Annotated in this window: 17 protein-coding genes and 1 tRNA gene; 16 read left to right on the top strand and 2 right to left on the bottom strand. The window is 43.2% G+C overall.

All coding sequences use genetic code 11. The annotated features are described in order from the left end of the window. The first annotated feature begins 14 nt into the window (after positions 1-14). The 13 genes from M2470_RS08425 to M2470_RS08365 all read left to right on the top strand — a co-directional run bounded on the left by M2470_RS08425 (position 15) and on the right by M2470_RS08365 (position 14,782). On the top strand, positions 15-1,121 hold the full coding sequence (locus M2470_RS08425; RefSeq protein ID WP_280744537.1) for an efflux RND transporter periplasmic adaptor subunit: 1,107 nt from the start codon (positions 15-17) through the stop codon (positions 1,119-1,121). Positions 1,122-1,141: 20 nt separating this feature from the next. Then, the gene (locus tag M2470_RS08420; protein ID WP_280744538.1) at positions 1,142-4,315 is read left to right on the top strand and encodes an efflux RND transporter permease subunit; all 3,174 of its coding nucleotides are present in this window, start codon (positions 1,142-1,144) and stop codon (positions 4,313-4,315) included. Positions 4,316-4,320: 5 nt separating this feature from the next. Then, a complete protein-coding gene (locus M2470_RS08415; protein ID WP_280744539.1) occupies positions 4,321-5,733 on the top strand; it encodes an efflux transporter outer membrane subunit in 1,413 nt (470 codons plus the stop codon). 87 nt (positions 5,734-5,820) lie between these two features. Next, positions 5,821-6,543, top strand: a complete 723-nt coding sequence (locus M2470_RS08410; RefSeq protein WP_280744540.1) for an SAM-dependent methyltransferase — start codon at positions 5,821-5,823, stop codon at positions 6,541-6,543. Between the two features lie 17 nt (positions 6,544-6,560). After that, positions 6,561-7,124 (top strand): cob(I)yrinic acid a,c-diamide adenosyltransferase, encoded by a 564-nt coding sequence (locus M2470_RS08405; protein WP_280744541.1) that lies wholly within the window; start codon positions 6,561-6,563, stop codon positions 7,122-7,124. Positions 7,125-7,196: 72 nt separating this feature from the next. Beyond that, complete coding sequence (locus tag M2470_RS08400; protein WP_280744542.1) at positions 7,197-7,418, top strand: DUF2795 domain-containing protein; 222 nt, start codon at positions 7,197-7,199, stop codon at positions 7,416-7,418. A 126-nt stretch (positions 7,419-7,544) separates the two neighbouring features. After that, positions 7,545-8,492 (top strand): type IX secretion system membrane protein PorP/SprF, encoded by a 948-nt coding sequence (locus M2470_RS08395; RefSeq protein WP_280744543.1) that lies wholly within the window; start codon positions 7,545-7,547, stop codon positions 8,490-8,492. A gap of 7 nt (positions 8,493-8,499) precedes the next feature. Further along, positions 8,500-9,921: an SUMF1/EgtB/PvdO family nonheme iron enzyme gene (locus M2470_RS08390; RefSeq protein WP_280744544.1), complete on the top strand. Its 1,422-nt coding sequence runs from the start codon at positions 8,500-8,502 to the stop codon at positions 9,919-9,921. A gap of 37 nt (positions 9,922-9,958) precedes the next feature. Beyond that, a complete protein-coding gene (gldL, locus tag M2470_RS08385) occupies positions 9,959-11,029 on the top strand; it encodes a gliding motility protein GldL (RefSeq protein WP_280744545.1) in 1,071 nt (356 codons plus the stop codon). Between the two features lie 5 nt (positions 11,030-11,034). Then, positions 11,035-12,603 (top strand): gliding motility protein GldM, encoded by a 1,569-nt coding sequence (gene gldM, locus M2470_RS08380; protein WP_280744546.1) that lies wholly within the window; start codon positions 11,035-11,037, stop codon positions 12,601-12,603. Between the two features lie 19 nt (positions 12,604-12,622). Further along, complete coding sequence (gene gldN, locus M2470_RS08375) at positions 12,623-13,699, top strand: gliding motility protein GldN (protein WP_280744547.1); 1,077 nt, start codon at positions 12,623-12,625, stop codon at positions 13,697-13,699. Further along, a complete protein-coding gene (locus M2470_RS08370) occupies positions 13,699-14,229 on the top strand; it encodes a chromate transporter (protein WP_280744548.1) in 531 nt (176 codons plus the stop codon). The genes gldN and M2470_RS08370 overlap by 1 nt, the downstream gene beginning before the upstream one ends. 1 nt (position 14,230) lies before the next feature. Next, the gene (locus tag M2470_RS08365) at positions 14,231-14,782 is read left to right on the top strand and encodes a chromate transporter (RefSeq protein WP_280744549.1); all 552 of its coding nucleotides are present in this window, start codon (positions 14,231-14,233) and stop codon (positions 14,780-14,782) included. On the opposite strand, the gene M2470_RS08360 is transcribed toward M2470_RS08365, so the two are convergent. Next, positions 14,771-16,519: a S41 family peptidase gene (locus M2470_RS08360; protein ID WP_280744550.1), complete on the bottom strand. Its 1,749-nt coding sequence runs from the start codon at positions 16,517-16,519 to the stop codon at positions 14,771-14,773. The two genes, M2470_RS08365 and M2470_RS08360, sit on opposite strands and share 12 nt — an antisense overlap. Positions 16,520-16,569: 50 nt before the next feature. Further along, the gene (locus M2470_RS08355) at positions 16,570-17,547 is read right to left on the bottom strand and encodes an adenosine kinase (protein ID WP_280744551.1); all 978 of its coding nucleotides are present in this window, start codon (positions 17,545-17,547) and stop codon (positions 16,570-16,572) included. A 75-nt stretch (positions 17,548-17,622) separates the two neighbouring features. Here M2470_RS08355 and M2470_RS08350 point away from each other — a divergent pair. The 3 genes from M2470_RS08350 (at position 17,623) to M2470_RS08340 (ending at position 21,461) form a co-directional block, all read left to right on the top strand. After that, positions 17,623-17,696, top strand: a tRNA-Asn gene (locus M2470_RS08350). Positions 17,697-18,278: 582 nt separating this feature from the next. Then, positions 18,279-18,710, top strand: coding sequence for an HU family DNA-binding protein (locus M2470_RS08345; RefSeq protein ID WP_280744552.1), 432 nt, complete (start codon positions 18,279-18,281; stop codon positions 18,708-18,710). 360 nt (positions 18,711-19,070) lie between these two features. Next, on the top strand, positions 19,071-21,461 hold the full coding sequence (locus M2470_RS08340; protein ID WP_280744553.1) for an ABC transporter permease: 2,391 nt from the start codon (positions 19,071-19,073) through the stop codon (positions 21,459-21,461). Positions 21,462-21,492 lie beyond the last annotated feature (31 nt).

The raw sequence follows: 21,492 nt of genomic DNA, 5'->3' as shown, positions 1-21,492 counted from the left end.
TAGAAATGCTAAAAATGAATGTGAAAAATCTTATTTGGGGAGCAGCGGCTCTTCTTGTCATGATTTCTTGTGGTAAGAAGTCAGATACAGGCGGTAGTGTTACCGCCTCTCAAGAGTACCCTACGATGACCATTAGCATGCAAAATGCTGAACTGAAAACCATTTATCCGGTAACCATACGAGGTAAAGAAGATATTGAAATCCGTCCGCGCGTGGAAGGGTTTATTGACGCAATCTATATAGACGAAGGTTCCGTAGTAAAGAAGGGGCAATCGCTCTTTAAGATCAACTCTCCACAATCCGAACAAGCTATGACTACTGCTCAGGCAGCCCTGCGGAGTGCAGAAGCACAGGTTAACACAGCCAAGCTGAATGTAGACCGGATTGCACCGTTGGCCGAGAAGGGTATCGTCAGCAAAGTGCAATTGGAAACACATCAGAACACCTACACTACGGCATTGGCGGCAAAAGCTCAGGCCGAGGCCTCCCTTACGAATGCTAAGGCCACCTTGGGCTGGACAAACGTAAGCAGTCCGGTTGACGGAGTGGTTGGTGCCATTCCATACCGCCAGGGTAGCTTAGTAGACAAGCAGAATGTACTGACTACTGTAGCAAATACGAGCAATGTCTTTGCGTATTTTTCGCTGAACGAGAAAATGCTGGCTGAATTCCTCGGCAATCTGGAAGGAAACACGCAAGCTGAAAAGATCAAAAATGCCCCGGAAATTACGCTGACTCTGGCCGACGGCACCGTATATCCCGAGAAAGGAAAGATTGAAACCATTACCGGAACGGTTAATGTAACTACCGGAACAGCTAACTTCAGAGTAGAGTTCCCTAATGCCCAAGGGATGTTGAGAAGCGGAACAAGTGGAACGATTTCTATCCCCCGGATACTGGAAAACGTGGTAACAATTCCTCAGAAAGCAACCTTTGCTCAGCAAGACAAGATATTAGTTTACAAGGTACAGGGAGATTCTGTTGTGCAGAAAGTAATTTCTGTCGTTCCCCTTCCTGACGGAAAAAACTATGCTGTAACCGAAGGGCTTGAACAAGGAGACAAAGTTGTGACCGACGGGATAGTAACCCTCTTCAACGGGAAAAAAATTACGGTTAAGTAGATGATTAAAAACATAACACAATGCTGAAAACATTTATAGAGAGACCCGTATTATCCACCGTTATATCTATTCTGATTGTTGTTTTGGGGGTAATAGGGGTTGCCACGCTGCCGGTAGAGCAGTACCCTGATATTGCGCCACCCACGGTGTATGTGTCTGCCAGTTACCCGGGAGCAAACGCCGATGTGGTGATGAATAGTGTTATCATACCACTGGAAGAAGTTATCAACGGAGTGGAGGGAATGACATACATGACCTCTTCTGCATCCAATAATGGCTCAGGAACAATCCAGGTTTACTTTGAGCAAGGGATTAACCCGGACATCGCAGCCGTAAACGTACAGAACCTCGTAGCCCGGGCCACGTCCCTGCTTCCGCAGGAGGTGACACAAATCGGGGTGACAGTAAGAAAATCTCAGAGTAGTACGATTCTTATGATCTCGGTTTCGTCCGACAATCCGGAATACGACAATACATTTATACAAAACTACGCAAACATCAACATCTTGCCGCAAATAAAGCGTGTTAAAGGTGTGGGTGACGCGAACGTATACGGAGCGCGAGATTACTCTATGCGTATCTGGTTCAAGCCGGATGTGATGGCTTCGTACAAATTGAGCCCTACGGAAGTAATCGCTTCCCTGCAAGAGCAAAACATGGATGCTGCTCCCGGAGAGTTGGGACAGAACAGCGACCAGACGTACCAATACACACTGAAGTACACCGGGCGCCTAAAGTCTGCTGAAGAATTCGGCAATGTTATCATCCGTTCCGAAAACGGCCATATCCTGAGGGTAAAAGATGTGGCAGACGTAGAACTTGGAGCGCTTAACTACACGGTTATCTCCTATTTGAACGGGAAACAGGCGGTATCTATCGGTATCAACCAGACTGCTGGATCAAATGCCCAGGAAGTAATCAACAATATAAAGGCAGAGTTGAAGAAAGCAGAGGAGATCCTGCCTCCGGGGCTGGAGATCAGCTACATAATGGACGCCAATGAATTCCTGAGCGCCTCTATCAAAAAGGTTGTTACTACGCTAATTGAGGCCTTTTTGTTGGTGTTTCTTGTGGTATTCATATTCCTGCAGGACTTCCGTTCTACGCTTATTCCGGCCATTGCCGTGCCGGTGGCGATTATCGGAACTTTCTTCTTCCTTCAGTTGTTTGGCTTCTCGGTCAATTTACTCACCTTGTTTGCTTTGGTTCTCGCCATCGGAATTGTGGTAGACGACGCCATAGTTGTCGTCGAAGCCGTGCATGCCCAGTTAGATACCGGAGTAAAAAGTGCCAAGGAAGCTACCCTGATAGCAATGAAGGAGATTGCTCCTGCCATTGTATCCATCACATTGGTAATGGCTGCCGTGTTTATCCCGGTGAGCTTTATCGGAGGTACATCCGGGGTGTTTTACAAACAATTCGGGCTTACTCTGGCTATATCTATCATCATATCCGCTGTTAATGCGCTTACGTTGAGTCCGGCGCTTTGTGCCCTCTTCCTGAAATCCAAAGAAGAGGAAGAGCATGCGAAGAAGAGTCCGCTTCAAGGGTTTTACAACGGATTTAATAAATACTTCACATCCTTTACCAACGCCTACAAATCCACTTTGCTTTTTCTGGGAAAGAAGAATCACCGCTGGATAACTGTTATGATCATCGCCGTAGCCTCTGCGGTTTTGTTCGGCTTGATGAAAATAATACCTACAGGCTTTGTGCCTCAGGAAGACAGTGGAGGTGTAATGGGAATGATCACTTTGCAACCGGGCTCTTCCCTGGAGAGAACAGATTCTGTCGTAAGCCAGGTGATTCGCATGGCTGAAGAGATTGAACATGTGCATTATGTAATGAACATTACAGGTGTAAACTTTATGAGTGGTGTGGGTAGTTCGTATGCTACCATCATGATTAAAATGGATCCTTGGGATAAGCGTAAGATAACGACCAACGAAGTAGCGAATATCCTGAAAAATAAAACGGCTTTTATCAAAGATGCCACCTTTATCTTCATGGGAACTCCAACCTTGCAGGGATTTGGACTAAGTAACGGGGTGGAAATGCAGATGCAAGACCGTACCGGAGGCGACGTCAACGTCTTTTATGGCATTACCAACCAATTCCTGGCTGCCATGCAGGCGCGGGATGAGGTAACCATGGCTATGACGACCTTCAACCCGAGCTTTCCGCAAAAACTGCTGGAAGCGAATATGCCGAAGATAAAGGAAGCCGGGCTGACCCTCAACCAGGTGATGAGTACCTTACAGGCTTATGTGGGTAGTATGTATATCTCGAATTTCAACCTGTATGGAAAACAGTACCGGGTAATGGTGCAGGCAGCACCGGAGTATCGCAGCAAGTTGGAAGACCTGGGCCGTTATTACATCAGAACTTCCTCCGGCGAGATGGCTCCCATCACAGAGTTCCTTACCATTACAGATATAACAGCTCCGCAGATGCTGAACCGCTTTAACATGTATTCGTCGATGAGCGTGACGATTATCCCTAACTTTCTGGATGGCTACAGTACCGGAGACGTGCTGAATGCTGTAGAGGAGGTAGCCGCCCAAACCCTTCCGCAAGGGTTCGGTTATGACTTCTCCGGGATGACACGTGAAGAAGTAAAGAGTGGTGGACAGACATACATGATCTTCCTGCTCTGCCTCATCTTTGTTTACCTGTTGCTCTGTGCCCTTTACGAAAGCTATATCATTCCGCTGGCAGTAATCCTGTCATTGCCGATAGGTCTTTCGGGAGTATTTATCTTTATCTTCATTGGTATGACGATGGGTACAGGTATCGTTAATAATATCTATGTACAGATTTCACTGATCATGTTGATCGGTTTGCTGGCCAAGAATGCTATTCTGATTGTGGAGTATGCCATTCAGCGACGGCAGCAGGGCATGAGTATTGTAGACGCTGCCGTTAACGGAGCCGTAGCCCGTCTGCGTCCTATTCTGATGACATCATTTGCTTTCATCTTCGGTATCATGCCGCTTGCCATGGCTACGGGAGCCGGTGCCATCGGTAACAAATCTATCGGCATCAGTGCCATTGGAGGTATGTTTATAGGTACAATGATCGGGATATTAGTGATCCCATCTCTGTACATTATCTTCCAGAGTATACAGGATAAGTTTAGCAAATCAGGCCTGATCAATACAAACGATGAGTTGATCGGAAGTAAAAACGATTGATAGTTATGAAGAACAGAAAATATATGAAAAGTGTGCTTCTGCTGGGAGTTTTTCTCTCGCTGGGGCTCACTTCCTGCCAGGTGGTGAATAAATACAAAACACCGGATATTGATGACGCTTACCTATACCGGGGCGAATCATCCGTCGATACCACGACTATCGCGACGATTCCCTGGCGGGAATACTTTACAGACCCTTATTTGCAATCCCTGATTGAAGAAGGCTTGCAGCAAAACTTCAACTTACAGATTGCCTATACCCGTATACGGCAGGCGGAAGTAGCGCTAGGAATAGCCCGGGCGGCTTATTTCCCTACAGCTGCCCTGAGCGGACAGGTGCAGCATCGTCGTACCAGTGTAGATGCAAGCGGAAATAAAGACGTATTGGGAGTAACAAGCAACCAGTACAATTTAGGGATTGCCGTTCAATGGGAAGCGGATATATGGGGTAAGATCAATAGGCAACAACGGGCCAAATATGCCCAGTTCTTGAATTCGTATGCCTACCGTAACCTGATACAAACGTCCCTGATTGCCAATATAGCAACTTCGTATTATTCGCTAACGGCCCTGGACGAACAGTTGAACATCACCAAAGAAATGGTTGTAATACTGGGGGAAAGTGTAGAAACGATGCAAGCTATGATGGATGCCGGCTTACTGAATGGCGCTTCCGTAGAGCAAAGTAAATCATTGCTCTACAGCACTCAGGTTTCGATTCCGGGCCTGGAAAGCCAGATCCGCCAGTTGGAAAATTCACTGAGTGTTATGCTGGGAAGAAATCCGGGCAGCATTTCACGTGCTACACTTGCCACGCAAAGTGTACCGAAGGAGATGAAACAGGGAATACCGGCTCAGATGCTGGCCAAGCGTCCGGACGTAATGCAGGCCGAACTCAATTTCCGCTCAGCCTTTGAGCTGACAAATGCAGCACAGGCGGCTCTTTATCCTTCTATTACACTGAGTACCGGCTCGATGATTGGCTACGGAGCAAACACCCTGAGCAGCTTTTTCAGACCCGAAAACCTGCTACTCAATGTCATTGGCGGACTTACCCAGCCCCTCTTTGCAGGAAAACAGCTAATCGGCCAGGTGCAAATAGCAAAGGCCCAACAAGAAGAGGCTTTGCTCAATTTTCGGCAAACCGTATTGAGTGCCGGACAGGAAGTATCCGATATACTTTTTACCTTTGAGTCGTCGCTCCGCAAAAACGAGTCACGGAACAAACAGGTAGAAGCGGCTAAAACGGCACTCTATTACACGCAAGAATTGCTGAAAGCCGGCGAAGCAAACTATACCGAGGTATTAACTGCCGAACAGAACCTGTTGCAAGCTCAGTTGGGACAGGTTAGCGACAAACTGGAGCAACTGCAAGCCACCGTAAACCTTTACCGGGCGCTGGGTGGCGGTGTAGAATAATTTACAAACGAGCCGTTTTTTTTCGGTAACGAGCCGTTTAAAATAGGTAACGAACAAAAAAAGATAGGATGTGTGTCAATGCGAAGCATGTGTAATAAGTATTCATTTCGGAGAATAGATATTCTCTTATATAGGCGTTTGCGTTATCGCAAAGGGCATGGGGTGCACTCTCCCTTTGTCTACAATCTGATCACAAAAGTGATTGAAGAACGCTCGCCCTACTATTGTTTTGATGATATCGAGTTGATCCGGAAGCAGATTCCGGACAAAAAAGTAGCAACACGTCAGGCCATTTCGCCCAAACATGGAGCTCTGCTGTTCAGGTTGGCTAATCATTTTAATGCCGAATCTATCCTCCAGGTTGGGTCTACAGCCGGTTTGTCTATGTTGTATCTAAGCTCGCATGCTCCCAATCGTCTATGTGTTTCGCTGGAAACCAATCCGGCTCTTGTCCCTATTGCTAAATGGGTCTATGAGAAAGCTGACCGTACGGATATTGATCAGCGAACCGGGGACTTATCTGAAATGTTACGTCGTGCTTTGGTTGAAATGAAAAACCCTGACATTATCTATTTTAACGTCTGCCATGAACAAAGCGACCCTGTTGCATTGTTTAATTCATGTGTACGATATTTACACACAGGTAGTGTTATCGTTTTTGAAGGAATTCGGATGAACCAACGGATGCGGGACAGCTGGAAAGAGATTAGTTCCCATTCGATAGTGAGCGTGTCTATCGATTTATACTCTATGGGCATCTTATTCTTCAATGAGAGACTACATAAACGCGAATACATTGTTTATTTTTAAACCGGAGAATAATATTTATGGAAAAAAGTAAAGTATATACCCGTTCAGGAGACAAAGGCAGAACGTCACTGGTGGGAGGAAAGCGCGTATCGAAAGCAGACAAACGGATCGAAAGCTATGGTACGGTAGATGAGTTGAACTCCTTTATCGGCCTGTTAATGACAGAACTCACAGGGCAAGAAGACCTGGATTTCCTGCGATTCGTACAACATAAGCTCTTTACTATCGGTTCTTACCTGGCTACCGACCAGGAAAGTACGGAACTTAAAATAGAAAGTAAAGTAAGCCCTGAAAGCATCACGAAGATTGAACACGAAATAGATCGCCTGGACCATGAACTTCCTAAGATGGAACATTTTGTTCTGCCGGGAGGAAGCCGTTCTGCTGCCTTGGCGCATGTGTGCCGTACGGTATGCAGACGAGCCGAGCGCAGGATCTATAGTCTTTGTGAAGCAGTTACGGTAGAAGAACCAGTGTTGGTCTTCATTAATCGCCTGTCTGATTATTTCTTTGTTTTGGCGCGTAAAGAATGTATAAAGAATAATGGTCAAGAAATTATTTGGGATTACACTTGCATCTAAGAAATAAAGTTATATTTTTGCGGGAAATTTGAAAACCAAACCATGTTGATGGTTAATTAATGCTTAACAACTATGTATTGGACATTAGAATTAGCTTCAAAACTTGAAGACGCTCCTTGGCCTGCAACGAAAGACGAACTGATTGATTACGCGCAACGTTCCGGTGCACCGTTAGAGGTCGTTGAAAACTTACAGGAAATGGAAGATGAAGGGGAGATCTATGAATGTATGGAAGACATCTGGCCGGATTATCCCAGTAAGGAAGATTTCTTTTTTAACGAAGAAGAGTATTGAAATGGTATAAAAACAGAACGAGGTTCTGAGAGATAAAACGAGGTAGACGCTTTTCGGAGCTTCCTGCCTCGTTCGTTTTTTTATTTTTAATACAATTTATCGGTTTTTATGCCGTTTTTGTACTGTATGAAGAGAGTCTTCCTTGTTATGATAGCCCTCTTGGCTTTGAAAGGTACTGTCTGGGCGCAATATGATGCGCAGTTCAGCCAGTACTTTATGGCTATGGGATATTATAATCCCGCTTATGCAGGAACATCCGGCAAGTTGAATTTCTTCGGACTACACCGCCAGCAATGGGTTGGATGGACAGGCGCTCCTAAATCATTCTTTGTAACAGGAGATATGCCGTTATCTGTAAAGAAAATAAACCTGGGGATAGGAGCTGTGCTGTTTACCGAAAGTATCGGGCTTTTCAATAATTCTCACTTTGCTGCCCAGATAGCCTATAAACATAAACTATTCGGCGGAACATTGAGCATAGGCCTGCAGCCGGGGATTGCCAATATTTCTTTCAACGGAGCAGACATAGAAATCCCGACATCAGACTATCATCAAAAGGAGGACGAAGCAATTCCTAACGTAGAGGTTAGCGGCATGGGCTTCGACCTGAATGCCGGAATCTATTATACACATAAACATTTCTATGTAGGTATAGGCGCTATGCACGTCATGGAGCCGGAATTAGAACTCGACGAAAATATTTATACCTATATAGGGAAATCATATAATTTAACAGGCGGATACAATATTCAACTAAGGAATCCGTTGTATGAATTACAGCCTTCCGTATTTTTGAAGACAGACATGCAGAGTTTTCAGGCTGACATTACAGCGCGAATGGTCTACAATAAGATGTTTAACGGAGGGCTTTCCTGGCGGGTGAATGAATCGCTTGTGTTTTTGTTGGGAGCTACATTCGGTAATATACAGGTGGGATATGCCTACGATTTTCCGATAAATAGTGCCATACTAAAGGCAACTTCGGGTAGCCATGAGGTGTTGGTTAGATATCAACTGAAGCTGGATAAAACAAAGTCAGGAATGTACAAACATAAAAGCGTACGTATATTATAAACAGTATATGAAAAAAGTATTCTTAGTACTTGCGGTAATAGCCTTATTCTCTTCTTGCGGCAAAAATTTGCGCGGAGTAGGGGAAGTGACAGGCGCAAGAGCAGTAGCCGTGAATGAGCCGGCACCTTATGGCATGGTGCTGATAAAAAGGGGAGCATTTGAAATGGGGCCTGCCGACAAAGATTCTCTCTGGGGAATTATGACGGAAACGAAAGGTGTTTCCTTTGATGCTTTCTGGATGGATCAGACAGAGGTAACCAATGCTAAATACCGCCAGTTTGTTTACTGGGTACGCGACTCCATCATCCGCGAACGCCTAGCCGACCCTGCTTATGGTGGAAACGACCTTTTCAAAATAACAGAAGACCGCTATGGTGAGCCGGTAGAGCCTTATCTGGACTGGAGCCGTCCGATTCCCTGGAAACGCGCGGACGAAGATGAACAGTTGGCAATAGAAAGCATCTATTACACCAATCCTGTTACCGGAGAAAAGAGACTGGACGAAAGACAGATGTTCTTTAAGTACGATTGGTACGACTATACGTCGGCGGCCCTTCGCAAACATCGTCTGAATCCCAACGAACGCATTCTGAATACAGACATCGCCGTTGATCCTAACGAAATGATAATGATTTCCAAAGACACTGCCTACATCGATGAAGAAGGACGTGTAATAAATGAAACGATCACACGCCCGCTGGGTAGTGAGTGGGATTTCCTGCATACGCGCATCGTAAATATATATCCTGATGAAACTTGCTGGATCAACGACTTTAATAATGCTTACAACGAGCCTTATATGCGTATGTATTTCCAGCATCCGGGATATGACGACTACCCTGTAGTCGGTGTCACCTGGGAACAGGCCAATGCCTTCTGTATCTGGCGCACGAACCTATTCAAATCATCGATAAACCTTCTTGCGGGACAAGCCTTTGAACCTTTCAGGCTTCCGACAGAAGGCGAATGGGAATATGCTGCACGCACAGGGAAAAACGAATACAAATATCCTTGGGCTACTGACGAGTTGCAAAGCAGCAAAGGTTGTTTCCTTGGCAACTTCAAACCGGGTAATGGTAATTACACGGAAGACGGTCATTTGATTCCGGCGCGAACCGGATCATTCGCTCCCAACGAATTCGGACTATATGACATGGCAGGTAATGTGGCAGAGTGGACAGCTACTGTTTACTCCGAATCAGGCCCGAGCCAGATGAATGATATGAACCCTGACTTGCGCTACAACGCAGCTAAGGAAGATCCTTATGCCATGAAGACAAAGGTGGTTCGCGGTGGCTCGTGGAAAGACGTAGCTCAATTCATTCGTTCGGATATGCGCACCTTTGAGTACCAGAACGTACCTCGTTCATACATCGGTTTCAGATGCGCCCGTACACAAGTAGGTTTCTCCCGATCAAAAGGGAAATAATAACGAATAAAAAGCAAGATATAATACTTCAAAAACAATGGGAAAGTATAGAAGATATAAAAACAGAGTGGAGATGTATCTTTCCAGTGATAAAGGGAAACGCTTGTTGAACTTCTGCTACAGCTGGGGAGCCTCCATCGTAATCCTGGGAGCCATGTTCAAGATCCTGCATTTGCCGTATGGTAATACCATGTTGGCTGTCGGGATGATTACCGAGTTTTTCGTATTTTTCATCTTCGGATTTGAAAAACCAGGCTCGGATTATCATTGGGAAGACGTGTTTCCTGTATTGAAATCCAAGAACCCGCTGGATCGGCCGGATTTCTCCGGATCATCCATCACCAGCATTATGCATTCCAATGCAAACATGGAGGATGATGACACATCTGCTACCCCTAACCTGTCGGGAGCAAATATAAATATGACAGGAGGCAACGGAGGTGGAGGAGCACAACGTGTCAACCTGGGTAGCATGGGGATTTCACCTATCGACGTATCAGAAGAAGATACCAAGAACTTATCATCCAGCATAAAGAAGCTAAGTGCTGCAGCTGAGCAAATATCCAAAATGGCTGAACTGACGGATGCTACACAAAAATACCTCGATCAGCTGTCCGGTATGTCTGAGAACATGGATAAGTTCAGCCGGGTAACGAATTCGCTAACCGATGTATCTGATACCTTATTACATTCCTATAAAAACATTACAGACAATTCGGATGGTATTACCCGCAATTCACAAGGTTATGTACAACAGATGGAATTGCTGAATCGTAACCTGACCGGATTGAATACCATTTATGAAATGCAACTGAAGAGTATCAGTTCGCAAATCAATTCGATTGAACATATCAATGCCGGTTTGAACCGCATCAAGGATTTATATGACGGCTCGCTGACCGATAGTTCCGTATTCCGGACAGAAACCGAACGGATGGCACAACAGCTGACTCAGTTGAACCAGGTGTACAGCCGTCTGCTAAGTGCTATGACTGTTAATATGGGGCCTATACCTCAGCCAAACCTGTACCAGCAGCCACAGCAGCAGAATCCGTATCAGCAACAGCCGCAGCAAGGTAATCCGTATCAATCACCTTATACTAAGTAAAGAAGATGGCAGGAATAGGAAATAATCCTAATTCACCACGTCAGAAGATGATCAATCTGATGTACCTGGTGTTCATTGCGATGATGGCTCTGAATGTGTCATCGGAAGTGTTAGATGGATTCGGACTGGTAGACAACAGCCTGCAAACGTCTATAAAGAATACTTCAAATCGCAACGAAATCATCAGTAACGAACTAGAAACATATTATCAAGCGAATCCGACAAAAGCCGAAGAATGGTACAACAGAAGTATACAAGTAAAAAAATCATCAGACGACATCTATAATTATGTAGAAGAACTGAAGGATCGGATCGTAAAGGTAGCTGACGGAAAAGACGGTGATTTAAAGGACATACAGAATAAAGACGATCTGGAAGCGGCATCACGCATTATGCTGGCGCCCATTAACGGAGAAGGAAAGAAACTACGGGAAGCGATTGATTCATACCGGAAAGCAATGGCTAACATGGTAGACGATCCGAATAAAACAGCTGTTATTGAAGCCGTACTTGATACCGAAGTGCCCAAGCAAGCGGGTATTAGCCAACGCAACTGGGAAGAATATCATTTTGAGAATATGCCGGTAGCCGCTGCTATCACGCTACTTACCAAATTGCAAAGTGATATTCGTTACGCACAGGGAGAAGTACTGAACAACCTGCTGAGCAGTATCGACGTTGGAGACTATCGCGTAAATATCATCGAAGCGCAGGTAATACCGGAAAGCCAGATTGTCATGCGCGGAAGCCAGTATAGAGCAAATATTGTATTATCAGCTATCGACTCTACCAAACGTCCGGCAGTGTATGTAAACGGACAGAAACTACCGGAAGAAAGCAATGGTTTGTTTAGTGTTAATACAGGAGCGACAGGCACCTTCCCTATCAAAGGATATATAGAGATGCCGAACAGCGACGGAAGTATTTTGCGACGTGACTTTGAAAGCGAATATTTCGTGACGGAGCCGAATGCTACAGTAGCACCTACAATGATGAATGTATTGTATGCTGGTATCGTCAATCCAATACGTATTGCCGTACCAGGTATACCCAGCGGAAATATATCTGCAACCATGACAAACGGTACATTAACTCGCAATGGAGATGTATGGGATGCTAAACCTAGTACAGTAGGTACGGAAGCGATTGTCTCCGTAAATGCACGGATGGCAGACGGCCGTATGGTACAAATGGCGAACACCCCGTTCCGCGTACGCGCATTACCTGATCCGTTACCCTATCTGGAATACAAAGACCAGAATGAAGCTGTACGTGAATTCAGAGGAGGACGTATTGCCAAACGTAGCCTGATGGAAGCACCGGGTATTATGGCAGCAATCAACGATGGTATCCTGGATATCAAGTTTACCGTTCTTCGCTTTGAAATTACCTATGCCGATGCGTTCGGTAACATGATAAACGAACCCACCAGCGGAGCTAATTTCTCGGATCGCCAGCGGAATTATATCAGTGGACTGGCACGCGGAAAACAGTTCTGGATCAATCGAGTAGTTGCCCGTGGGCCTGATGGTATCGAACGAACGATACCTCCTATAGAAGTAGTTGTAAATTAAAAGATAACAAGATTATAATATGAAACGCTTGTATTATATACTAGCTTTGACAAGCATACTGATAGCCCCTCTTTCTTTATATGCACAAGAAGAAGGGAATGATAATCAGGAACGGAGATCGCCTCGGGCCCGCACTGGTGGCAGGGAGTCTGATAAAAAAGAATCAGGACTGCCTGAACTAACCATACGTGCGCAGGATATGAACGAACGCATGACACAAGAGATTGGGAATGCCCGTTGGATGCGTGTTATCTATCGTCAGGTAGATTTGAACAAAGAACAAAACGCACCTTTATACTATCCAGTAAGACCTTTGAACGGAAGCATGAATCTCTTCTCTACCATCTTTCAGCTAATGAGTGAAAATAAGCTGGAGGCCTACCGCTACGAAGACGGTTTTGAAGCCTTTGATGAAGAACACCTCATCAACTTCAAAGAAGATGTGCTAGACCGCGCTTATATATATTATGAAGAAATCCCCGGCCAGGCAGGTGGCGCTCCTTCTTATATCATCAATGAGAGTGATATACCTTCCGGCGATGTGATGGCGTATTACGTGAAAGAGGCTTGGTATTTTGACCAGAATAACTCAGTCTTTGATGTAAAGACTTTGGCTATCTGTCCTATTCTGACGGTTTCGGGTGATTTGGGAGAGCAGACTACTCCTCTATTCTGGATTCCTTATGAAAATATCCGCCCCTACATCACGAACTCACGTATAATGACTTCCAATATCAATAATGCGAAGACATTTACAATCGATGATTACTTCCGCCGAAGAATGTTTGAGGGAGAAATCATCAAAACTGAGAACCTGATGAACCGGACATTGAGGCAAATGTATCCGGAACCGGATTCTTTGATGTTGGCTCAGAAAGAAATAGAAAAACAACTGGAAACCTTCCAGCAGTCTCTTTACTGGCAACCAGATACTACACAAGTAGCTAACACTAAAGAAAGCAAGAAAGCGGCTAAATCTTCCCGTGTAACAAAAACAGCTTCCACCAAAACAACGAAAGCTACAAAACAACCAAAAGTATCAACTCCGAAGGCGGAAAATTCCGCACCCGTGCGTAGTGTCCGCAAAAGACGATAATGTATCGGACGTTGTTTTTCGTATTTACACGTATTGGCGCCTTTACTATAGGAGGAGGCTATGCGATGCTCCCGCTCATTGAACGGGAGGTCGTTAATCGTGGGTGGATATCGAAAGAAGAATTTATAGACTTGTTTGCTGTGGCACAATCCTTGCCCGGTATCTTTGCTGTTAATATCTCCATCTTTTTGGGATATAAGCTTAAGGGTATTCCCGGTAGCATTGTCTGTGCATTAGGTACTATCCTCCCCTCTTTTGTAATCATCCTTGCTATTGCACTTTTCTTTTCGCATATACAGGATAACGTATGGGTAGAAAAGATATTCAAAGGCTTACGACCGGCAGTAGTAGCATTAATTGCCGTACCTTGTCTTAATGCCGCCATAACGATTGGCCTAACATGGAAAACAGCTCTTATAGCAATAGCTTCCGCTCTATTAATCTGGCTGGTAGGAGTATCTCCTGTTTATATTATCATCATAGCTGCCGCAGGCGGTTTGGTTTACGGATTGAATAAAAAGAAGGATTGATATGTTATTTCTTCAACTGTTTTGGGTATACATTAAGATTGGGCTTTTCGGCTTCGGCGGAGGTTACGCCATGCTTTCTCTTATTCAAGACGAAGTTGTCAACAAATACAAGTGGATCAGTTTGCAGGAATTTACAGATGTAGTTGCTATTTCGCAGATGACTCCCGGCCCGATTGGCATCAACAGTGCTACATACATTGGATATACGGCTGTACATAATGCAGGTTATTCGGCCGGCATCTCCATCCTGGGCTCATGCATTGCTACTTTTGCCGTCTGCTTGCCTTCTTTTATACTGGTTTTACTTATCTCCTACTATTTTAATCGTTTCAAGAGAAACAAATACGTAGAAGCTGCTTTTATCGGACTACGCCCTGCAACGGTAGGACTTATCGCTGCAGCAGCTTTGCTGTTAATGAATCAGGAGAATTTTATCGATTATAAAAGCTTTCTTATCTTTGGTGCCGCCTTTCTACTTACCTGGAAGCTAAAGATACACCCCATCCTTATGATTTTCCTTGCCGGTATTGCCGGCATCATATTATATTGGTAAGGAAAGGAAGGCTAAGCCCCCTTTCCTATTCCCTGGTTTTGTTGTTCCTTTTACAGCTTCCGACTCTGATTCTTTGGGAGAACTCAAGGTTTCTTCCATTAAAACAGGATTACTTAATACTTCCAGTGCCTTGTCTAACACAGCATCATCTTTCAATGACTCTATCAAGGCTCCTTTCTGATAGTAATATCGTTTTACGATCTCAGAAGCCATTATCTTTTTAACCTGGTCTTTAAAACGGTCAAAGTCTCGTTCAATATCAGGAGTCAGTTTAGATTCAAGTTCTTTAAACATCGTTGAATCACTATCCATATAGCCTTCAAACTCCGCAACATCTTTCAGGTTCTTCAGTATCTTTTCACTCTGACGATCATAGCTGAAGTTCTTTTCTTTAGCATAGGCCTTAAATGCTTCAAAATCGTCGTCCGTTACTTTAAATTCATCAACAGGAGGAATTGTCTTGTGCTTCTGTACATAGTCTGTAACAAAATCAAACAATACATAGTCGTTCACCAAATAGAACATCATCGTTGGTGTTTTAGGTTCCTCCACTTCAAACTCCGGGCGAACGCCTCCACCGTCCCGAACCGGACGGCCTTTGGAAGTATAGAATACGCTTGTCAGGCTGTCAGGTATATTGCCTACGCTTCCATCCGGGTTTCGGTGCGAATAATCTAATTGCTGTATGCAGCGCCCACTCGGAATATAGTATTTTCCCATTGTTATCTTCAGGTTTCCGTTATAAGGAAGATCGCGTGTACTTTGTACCAATCCTTTCCCAAAAGAACGTTGGCCTACCAGCACAGCACGGTCTAAATCCTGCAAAGCGCCGGAAACAATTTCAGCAGCAGAGGCAGAACCTCCATTAATCAGGACTGCGATAGGCATTACTGTATCAAGCGGTTCGTTGGATGTGCGATACGTCCGGTCCCACTGGCTTATTTTACCTTTAGTAGATACTACCTCCAAGCCTTTAGGAACAAACATATTTACAATCTGTACAGCGCTTTCCAATAGCCCACCTCCATTATTACGCAAATCCAGGACAAGCGATTTGATTTGATGGTTTGTCCGCAAATCTTCAAAGGCCGCCTTCACTTCCTGGGCACTTTTGTCGGTAAATCCTGACAGATAAATATAGCCTACATCGTTATTACGCACGCCATAATAAGTTACCTGATTCACCAATATCTGTTTACGGGTTACATCTACTGTGCGGGCTTTCTTCTCGCCGGGACGCTGTATTTTTAGCTTCATTTTGGTGTTGGGAACTCCTTTCAGCAAGTTACTCACCTCATCACTTGTTGCTTTCTCCACATCAGCCGTATCTATTGCCAGAATACGGTCTCCGGCTCTTAAACCGGCTAATGCCGCAGGCATCCCCTCGAAAGGTTCTGCAATGATCACCCCCTCATCTCGCTGACGGATATAAGCACCCACTCCTCCGTACTCTCCGGTAGTAATCAGCTTTAAATCCCCCATATCCTGTTCCGGAATATATTCGGTATAAGGGTCAAGTCCGCCCAGCATGGCATCAACCCCTCTGCGAACAGTCTTGTCTACATCAATCGTATCAACATAGAACATTTCCATTTCTTTCACTAAGGCATTGAATATATCCAATTGCTTGCTCACTTCAAAGCGATTATCCTTTTGAGCTTGTATAGGTAAAGCTGTTCCTAAAAGAAATAACAACATCAGAAAGCTCACTATACGGACGCGGATCGTTTTACACATAATCAAAAATCTGTTTATTTATCCTGTAAATGTATATAATAATCTATCGTTTATGATAAGATATCTCTTACTTTTAACTTTATTTGTTCCCATTGATGCGAAGGAATTTGTGCTCCGAGCACATCAATAACATACCCGGCTAGCATAGACCCAATGCGGGCAGACTGCTCAAAAGTAGCCCCCACCGATTGTCCATACAGGAAGCCTGCGGCAAAGTGATCGCCGGCACCTGTTGTATCAAGGGGCTTTCCTCCTTCGGCCGCCACATGTATGATTTCGCCATTTCCTGCTATCATCGATCCCCTTTTACCCAGCGTAACGAGAGAGATATCCACCTGTGTAGCTATTTTCTTTATCGCTTCTTCCGGTTCAAGCCCCGTGAAGGCTTTGGCCTCGCTCTCGTTTGAAAAGAGGATATTTACGTATTTAGGGATAATATCTTCCAGGAAACCTCTGAAAGCATTTACGATATTAAAGTTAGACAAATCCAGAGCAACTTTCACTCCCTGTCTCTTAGCCTTCTCCATCGTAGAGCGAACCAATGGCTCATTGACCAACAAATAACCTTCGATATATACACATTTATAGCTGCCTACAATTTCTTCTTTAACATCATCGGGGGTAAGCGTAGAAGCCAGACCTAGAAAAGTACTCATCGTACGCTCTCCATCTGGAGACACCAACACCGTACAACAGCCGGAAATTCCATCCGCCTTTGCCAGATAAGGCGTTACGCCAGCCTCGCGGATCGCATTTTCATAATAGGATCCAAGCGCGTCGGTTCCCACTTTTCCCAGATATCCAGTAGTAGCTCCCAGATTAGCCATAGCTCGCATCGTATTACATACCGAACCACCTGGAACCTGTGTCCGTTCCAAGTGTTGCTGCGTTTTCTGAATAATTATCATCTGATTCTCATCAATCATATCCATGGCTCCTTTTACGATTCCAATATCTGCCAGAGGACGATCATCCTCTAGTTGTAATAATACATCTACCAATGCATTTCCTAAACCAAGTGTACTCATCTACTAATATTTTTTCTGCAAATATATTGCATATTTGGAAAACATCCCGTACTTTTGCACTGCAAAACAAAAGATTCTTCCTTAGCTCAGTTGGTTAGAGCATCTGACTGTTAATCAGAGGGTCCTTGGTTCAAGTCCAAGAGGAAGAGCAAAAAAGAGAATTACCGAGAGGTAGTTCTCTTTTTTTGTTAGGTTAACTTGCCGTAATCGGCTGGAATTAAATATTAAACGCTCCTATGCAATCGAAAAATCGCATACATGCGTTTTGAGAAAAGTATGCATGCGTTTTCGAAAACGCATACGTGCGATTTTTAACATACTATAAAGCGCTATATATCAATCATTTTTGAGAACCCCAAAAACGATTCTAAAAGAAAGGAAAAAGACTCATATCTATATTCAAAATCCAACAAGTGTTAAGCATTAAGGTTAGATTATTGATTAATATTAAATATATCAATTTAAAAATTCGCACAACACATTAGCTATTACTGTCTTAATTCTATTTTTGCAATACTGCTGTACACTGCTGCAATACGTCACGTTTTATGTCCGTTCTAAGATGTTTATTTTTACATACATTGCTGATTATCAGCAATAATCCAATCTTCCCCCGTGTTTTTAGTGCTAAAAAGGGGACGTATTACGGCAGTTTTAACATTTGTGCCTACCATACCTTTGCACCGTGATCACAAAACAAAACTGTATTAACAATTTAAAAAGTAAAAATTATGTCAGTAAAATTTAGATTAATTGAACGCAAAAACTTAGGAAAAGACGCGGCTGCAACTCCACGTAAATATTATGCTCAGGCAGTGAATAATGGTTATGTAACGTTTGAAGAGTTATGTAATGATATTGCTGAGAATTGTACTCTTACTTCGGCAGATGTGAAAGCTGTACTCGACCGTATGAACTATCAGTTGGATAAAAACCTTCGTGCCGGACGTATCGTGCAATTCGGTGAGTTGGGAAATTTCCGGATGGTTGTCGGTTCTTCAGGAGCTACAACAGAAGAGAATTTTTCAGTATCACAGATCAAGAAAAACCGTATTTCTTTCACTCCCGGTAAACGCCTGAGAGTTGCCCGTTCACAAACCAGCTACGAAAAGGACACCCCTCAGGTAGTGGAAGTAGAATGCAACAGAACACACCTTGATTAATAGGATGTAACCTATTAAAATCGGTAGATAGAAAAGAGAATTACATTTGTTTGTAGTTCTCTTTTTTTGGATGCAAGCAAAAAGAAATAGAAAAGCCAAACTGTAATTTCTGTATTTATAACTGTCAGTCTTGGCTATATCGGTAACACCTTGTTCATAGCTAATATTGACAATGAAAACCCGGCGAATAGCATCAAAGCGGAATAGGTTGCAAATATCCAATATAATCATACAGCATTGTCTAATTTTTAGACAGGTGGAGATGATAGCCTTTGGTTATTACGTTTCAAACTAATATTATACCTACTTTGGCGTGGTGTCTGGATAAACAAGATAAAACAACAATAAATAATTAAGAATATGTTTACACATTATTTAAAAATGGCCTTGCGCAATATGCGCAAACACAAAACGCAGTCGCTCACTGGTATCTTCGGACTGGCATTCGGACTTGCCTGTTTTGTCCCAGCGCTTTACTGGTTTCGATATGAAACATCATATGATAATTTTTATGAATTATCACAAGATAGTTTTCGTGAAAAATCAGATGATTATTTTTATCCCGATGCAGACAAGATTTACCGTGTTTATTCTGTAGACAAGCAATCCGGGAAAGTAAACGAACTGGTTTCAGGTATTTTAGAAAGGAAATTACGTGAACAGTTCCCAAGCTTGCAATCTTCTACGGTCTTTTTTATAGAACAAGATCGTTGCAAATCTAACGAAACATCTAATTTGCAATTACAGACTGTTTTTACAGATAGTACTTTTTTGGATGTTTTCCCTCAAACAATTATTAGCGGTGATGCACAAAACCCATTACAGGCTTTAAACAACATTATTCTTACAGAATCTGCAGCAATTGGTTTGTTTGGAGATATTGAAAAAGCTATCGGACAGACAATAAAAAGTACGTTATACACAAGATTTTTGCCGTACATAGTTACTGCAGTCATGAAAGACCCTCCCCCTAATACAAATATATCGTTCAATGCTATCCTTTGTCATGAACAGTTAACACTGCAAAAATCTTTTGTAGAAAGATCTGTCGAACAAATATGGGCATTAGCGAACTTGTCAATGTACGTAAAGCTACCTTCTGGCATAAAAGCTAATGAATTAGTAAAAGAACTCAATAATTTTGCATCAACGTTAGACTCAAAAGCCCATATGGAGTTACAGATGATGCGTATAAGCAATATACGCCATCAACTAAATGCAGATGTACCATTCACATTGAACTTTATACATATACTCTTTGCATGCGGATTATTGTTGCTATTTAGCGCTCTTTACAATTTCCTAAATTTATATCTTGACATTTTCCACCAACGAAACCGTGAGTTATCCTTACGTACAGTGCATGGAGCCTCACATTTCCAACTCGTTCAGCAAATGATGACTGAACTGGCTTGTGCCATTTTTATAGCATTATTACTGGCTGGTTTCTTTATTGTTATAACTCGTCCTGCGTTTTCTGGAATGTTCAAAATTAATATTGACATATTGCAACTAATGCTATATTTTGTGATTTGTGCAATAGCAGTGATGGGGTTGATGCTGTTTATCAGCTTTATTATTTTCGGGCGATTGAGCCAATTGGCTATTCGCTATCAGTCGAAAAGAAAGACAAATAACAAGACGACTTTACGTCGTACGGCAGTTATTTCACAACTCGCGGTAAGTGTGTCATTTATTGTAGCAGCATTAGTAGTTGCAATTCAAATGAATTTTATTAACCATAAAGATTTAGGATTCAATAGTGCTGGAATCATACACGTATCAGGCATAACTACGATTCCAATGGATAAAGCGGCTTCCATAATGTATGGAATGGTAGCTATCCCGCAAATCGAGAATTATTCTTTCACCTACTTTGAACCTCAACAAAATGTTAACTCTTCTAGCTTGACGGATAAAGTAGAATGGGCAGGAAAACAGTCATCAGAGAACTATATATTCCAACGAATCCCGACTGACAGCCGATTTGCCTCCACATTCAGGTTAAATATGGTTATTGGGAAATGGTTGGATGAACTTGGAAGAAATAATATCGTTCTCAATGAGGAAGCTGTTCAAGTGATGGGGCTTAAAGAACCTATAGGTAGTGTTGTTCGTGTTGATATGCAAGAATATACAGTAGTAGGTGTAGTAAAAGATTTTCACACATCATCACTGCGTAATCGTATCCTCCCAACGATCTTTCTTCCTTCAAAAGGTCTGGTAGATATTTTGTATATCCGTGCAATTGACAAAAAAGAACAAGATGTGATACAACAAATAAATACGCTTATTGCCGGAGAAGGTGATGTGAAATTTACTCCTATTCAGCAAATATATAACCAATTAAATAATTCTGAAGAGGTTGGCATGCAATTATTTTCTGTACTCGCAACGGTTTGCTTGTTGATTTCGCTGTTTGGTGTTTATGCTGTAGCTGCCGCAGCCACTCAGCGCCGTCGCAAAGAAATAGCCATTCGCAAAGTGCTTGGAGCAAAAGCTGGAGTAATTGTGCAACTCTTTTTGAAAGAATACACTTTATTGGTGGTTATTGCAGCGGCCATAGCATTGCCATTCGCATATCTGGCTATGAATCATTGGTTAGAAGGATATGCCTATCGTATTCACATCTCATGGTGGCTATTGGCAAGTGTACTGGTTGGAGTCACTATATTAGTTTTGCTAACAGTGCTAAATTTGGTTTTAAAAGCTGCTGACCGGAATCCTGGTGAAGTTGTAAAAAACGAGTAAAAGATATGTGTTTTATCTAAAACAAAAAAGA

It is taken from the genome of Parabacteroides sp. PH5-46 (assembly GCF_029892785.1).
In the GTDB taxonomy this organism is placed as follows: Bacteria; Bacteroidota; Bacteroidia; order Bacteroidales; family Tannerellaceae; genus DFXE01.
Note: the sequence above shows the minus strand (reverse complement) of the source record. Positions and strands in the feature narration are given on the sequence as shown.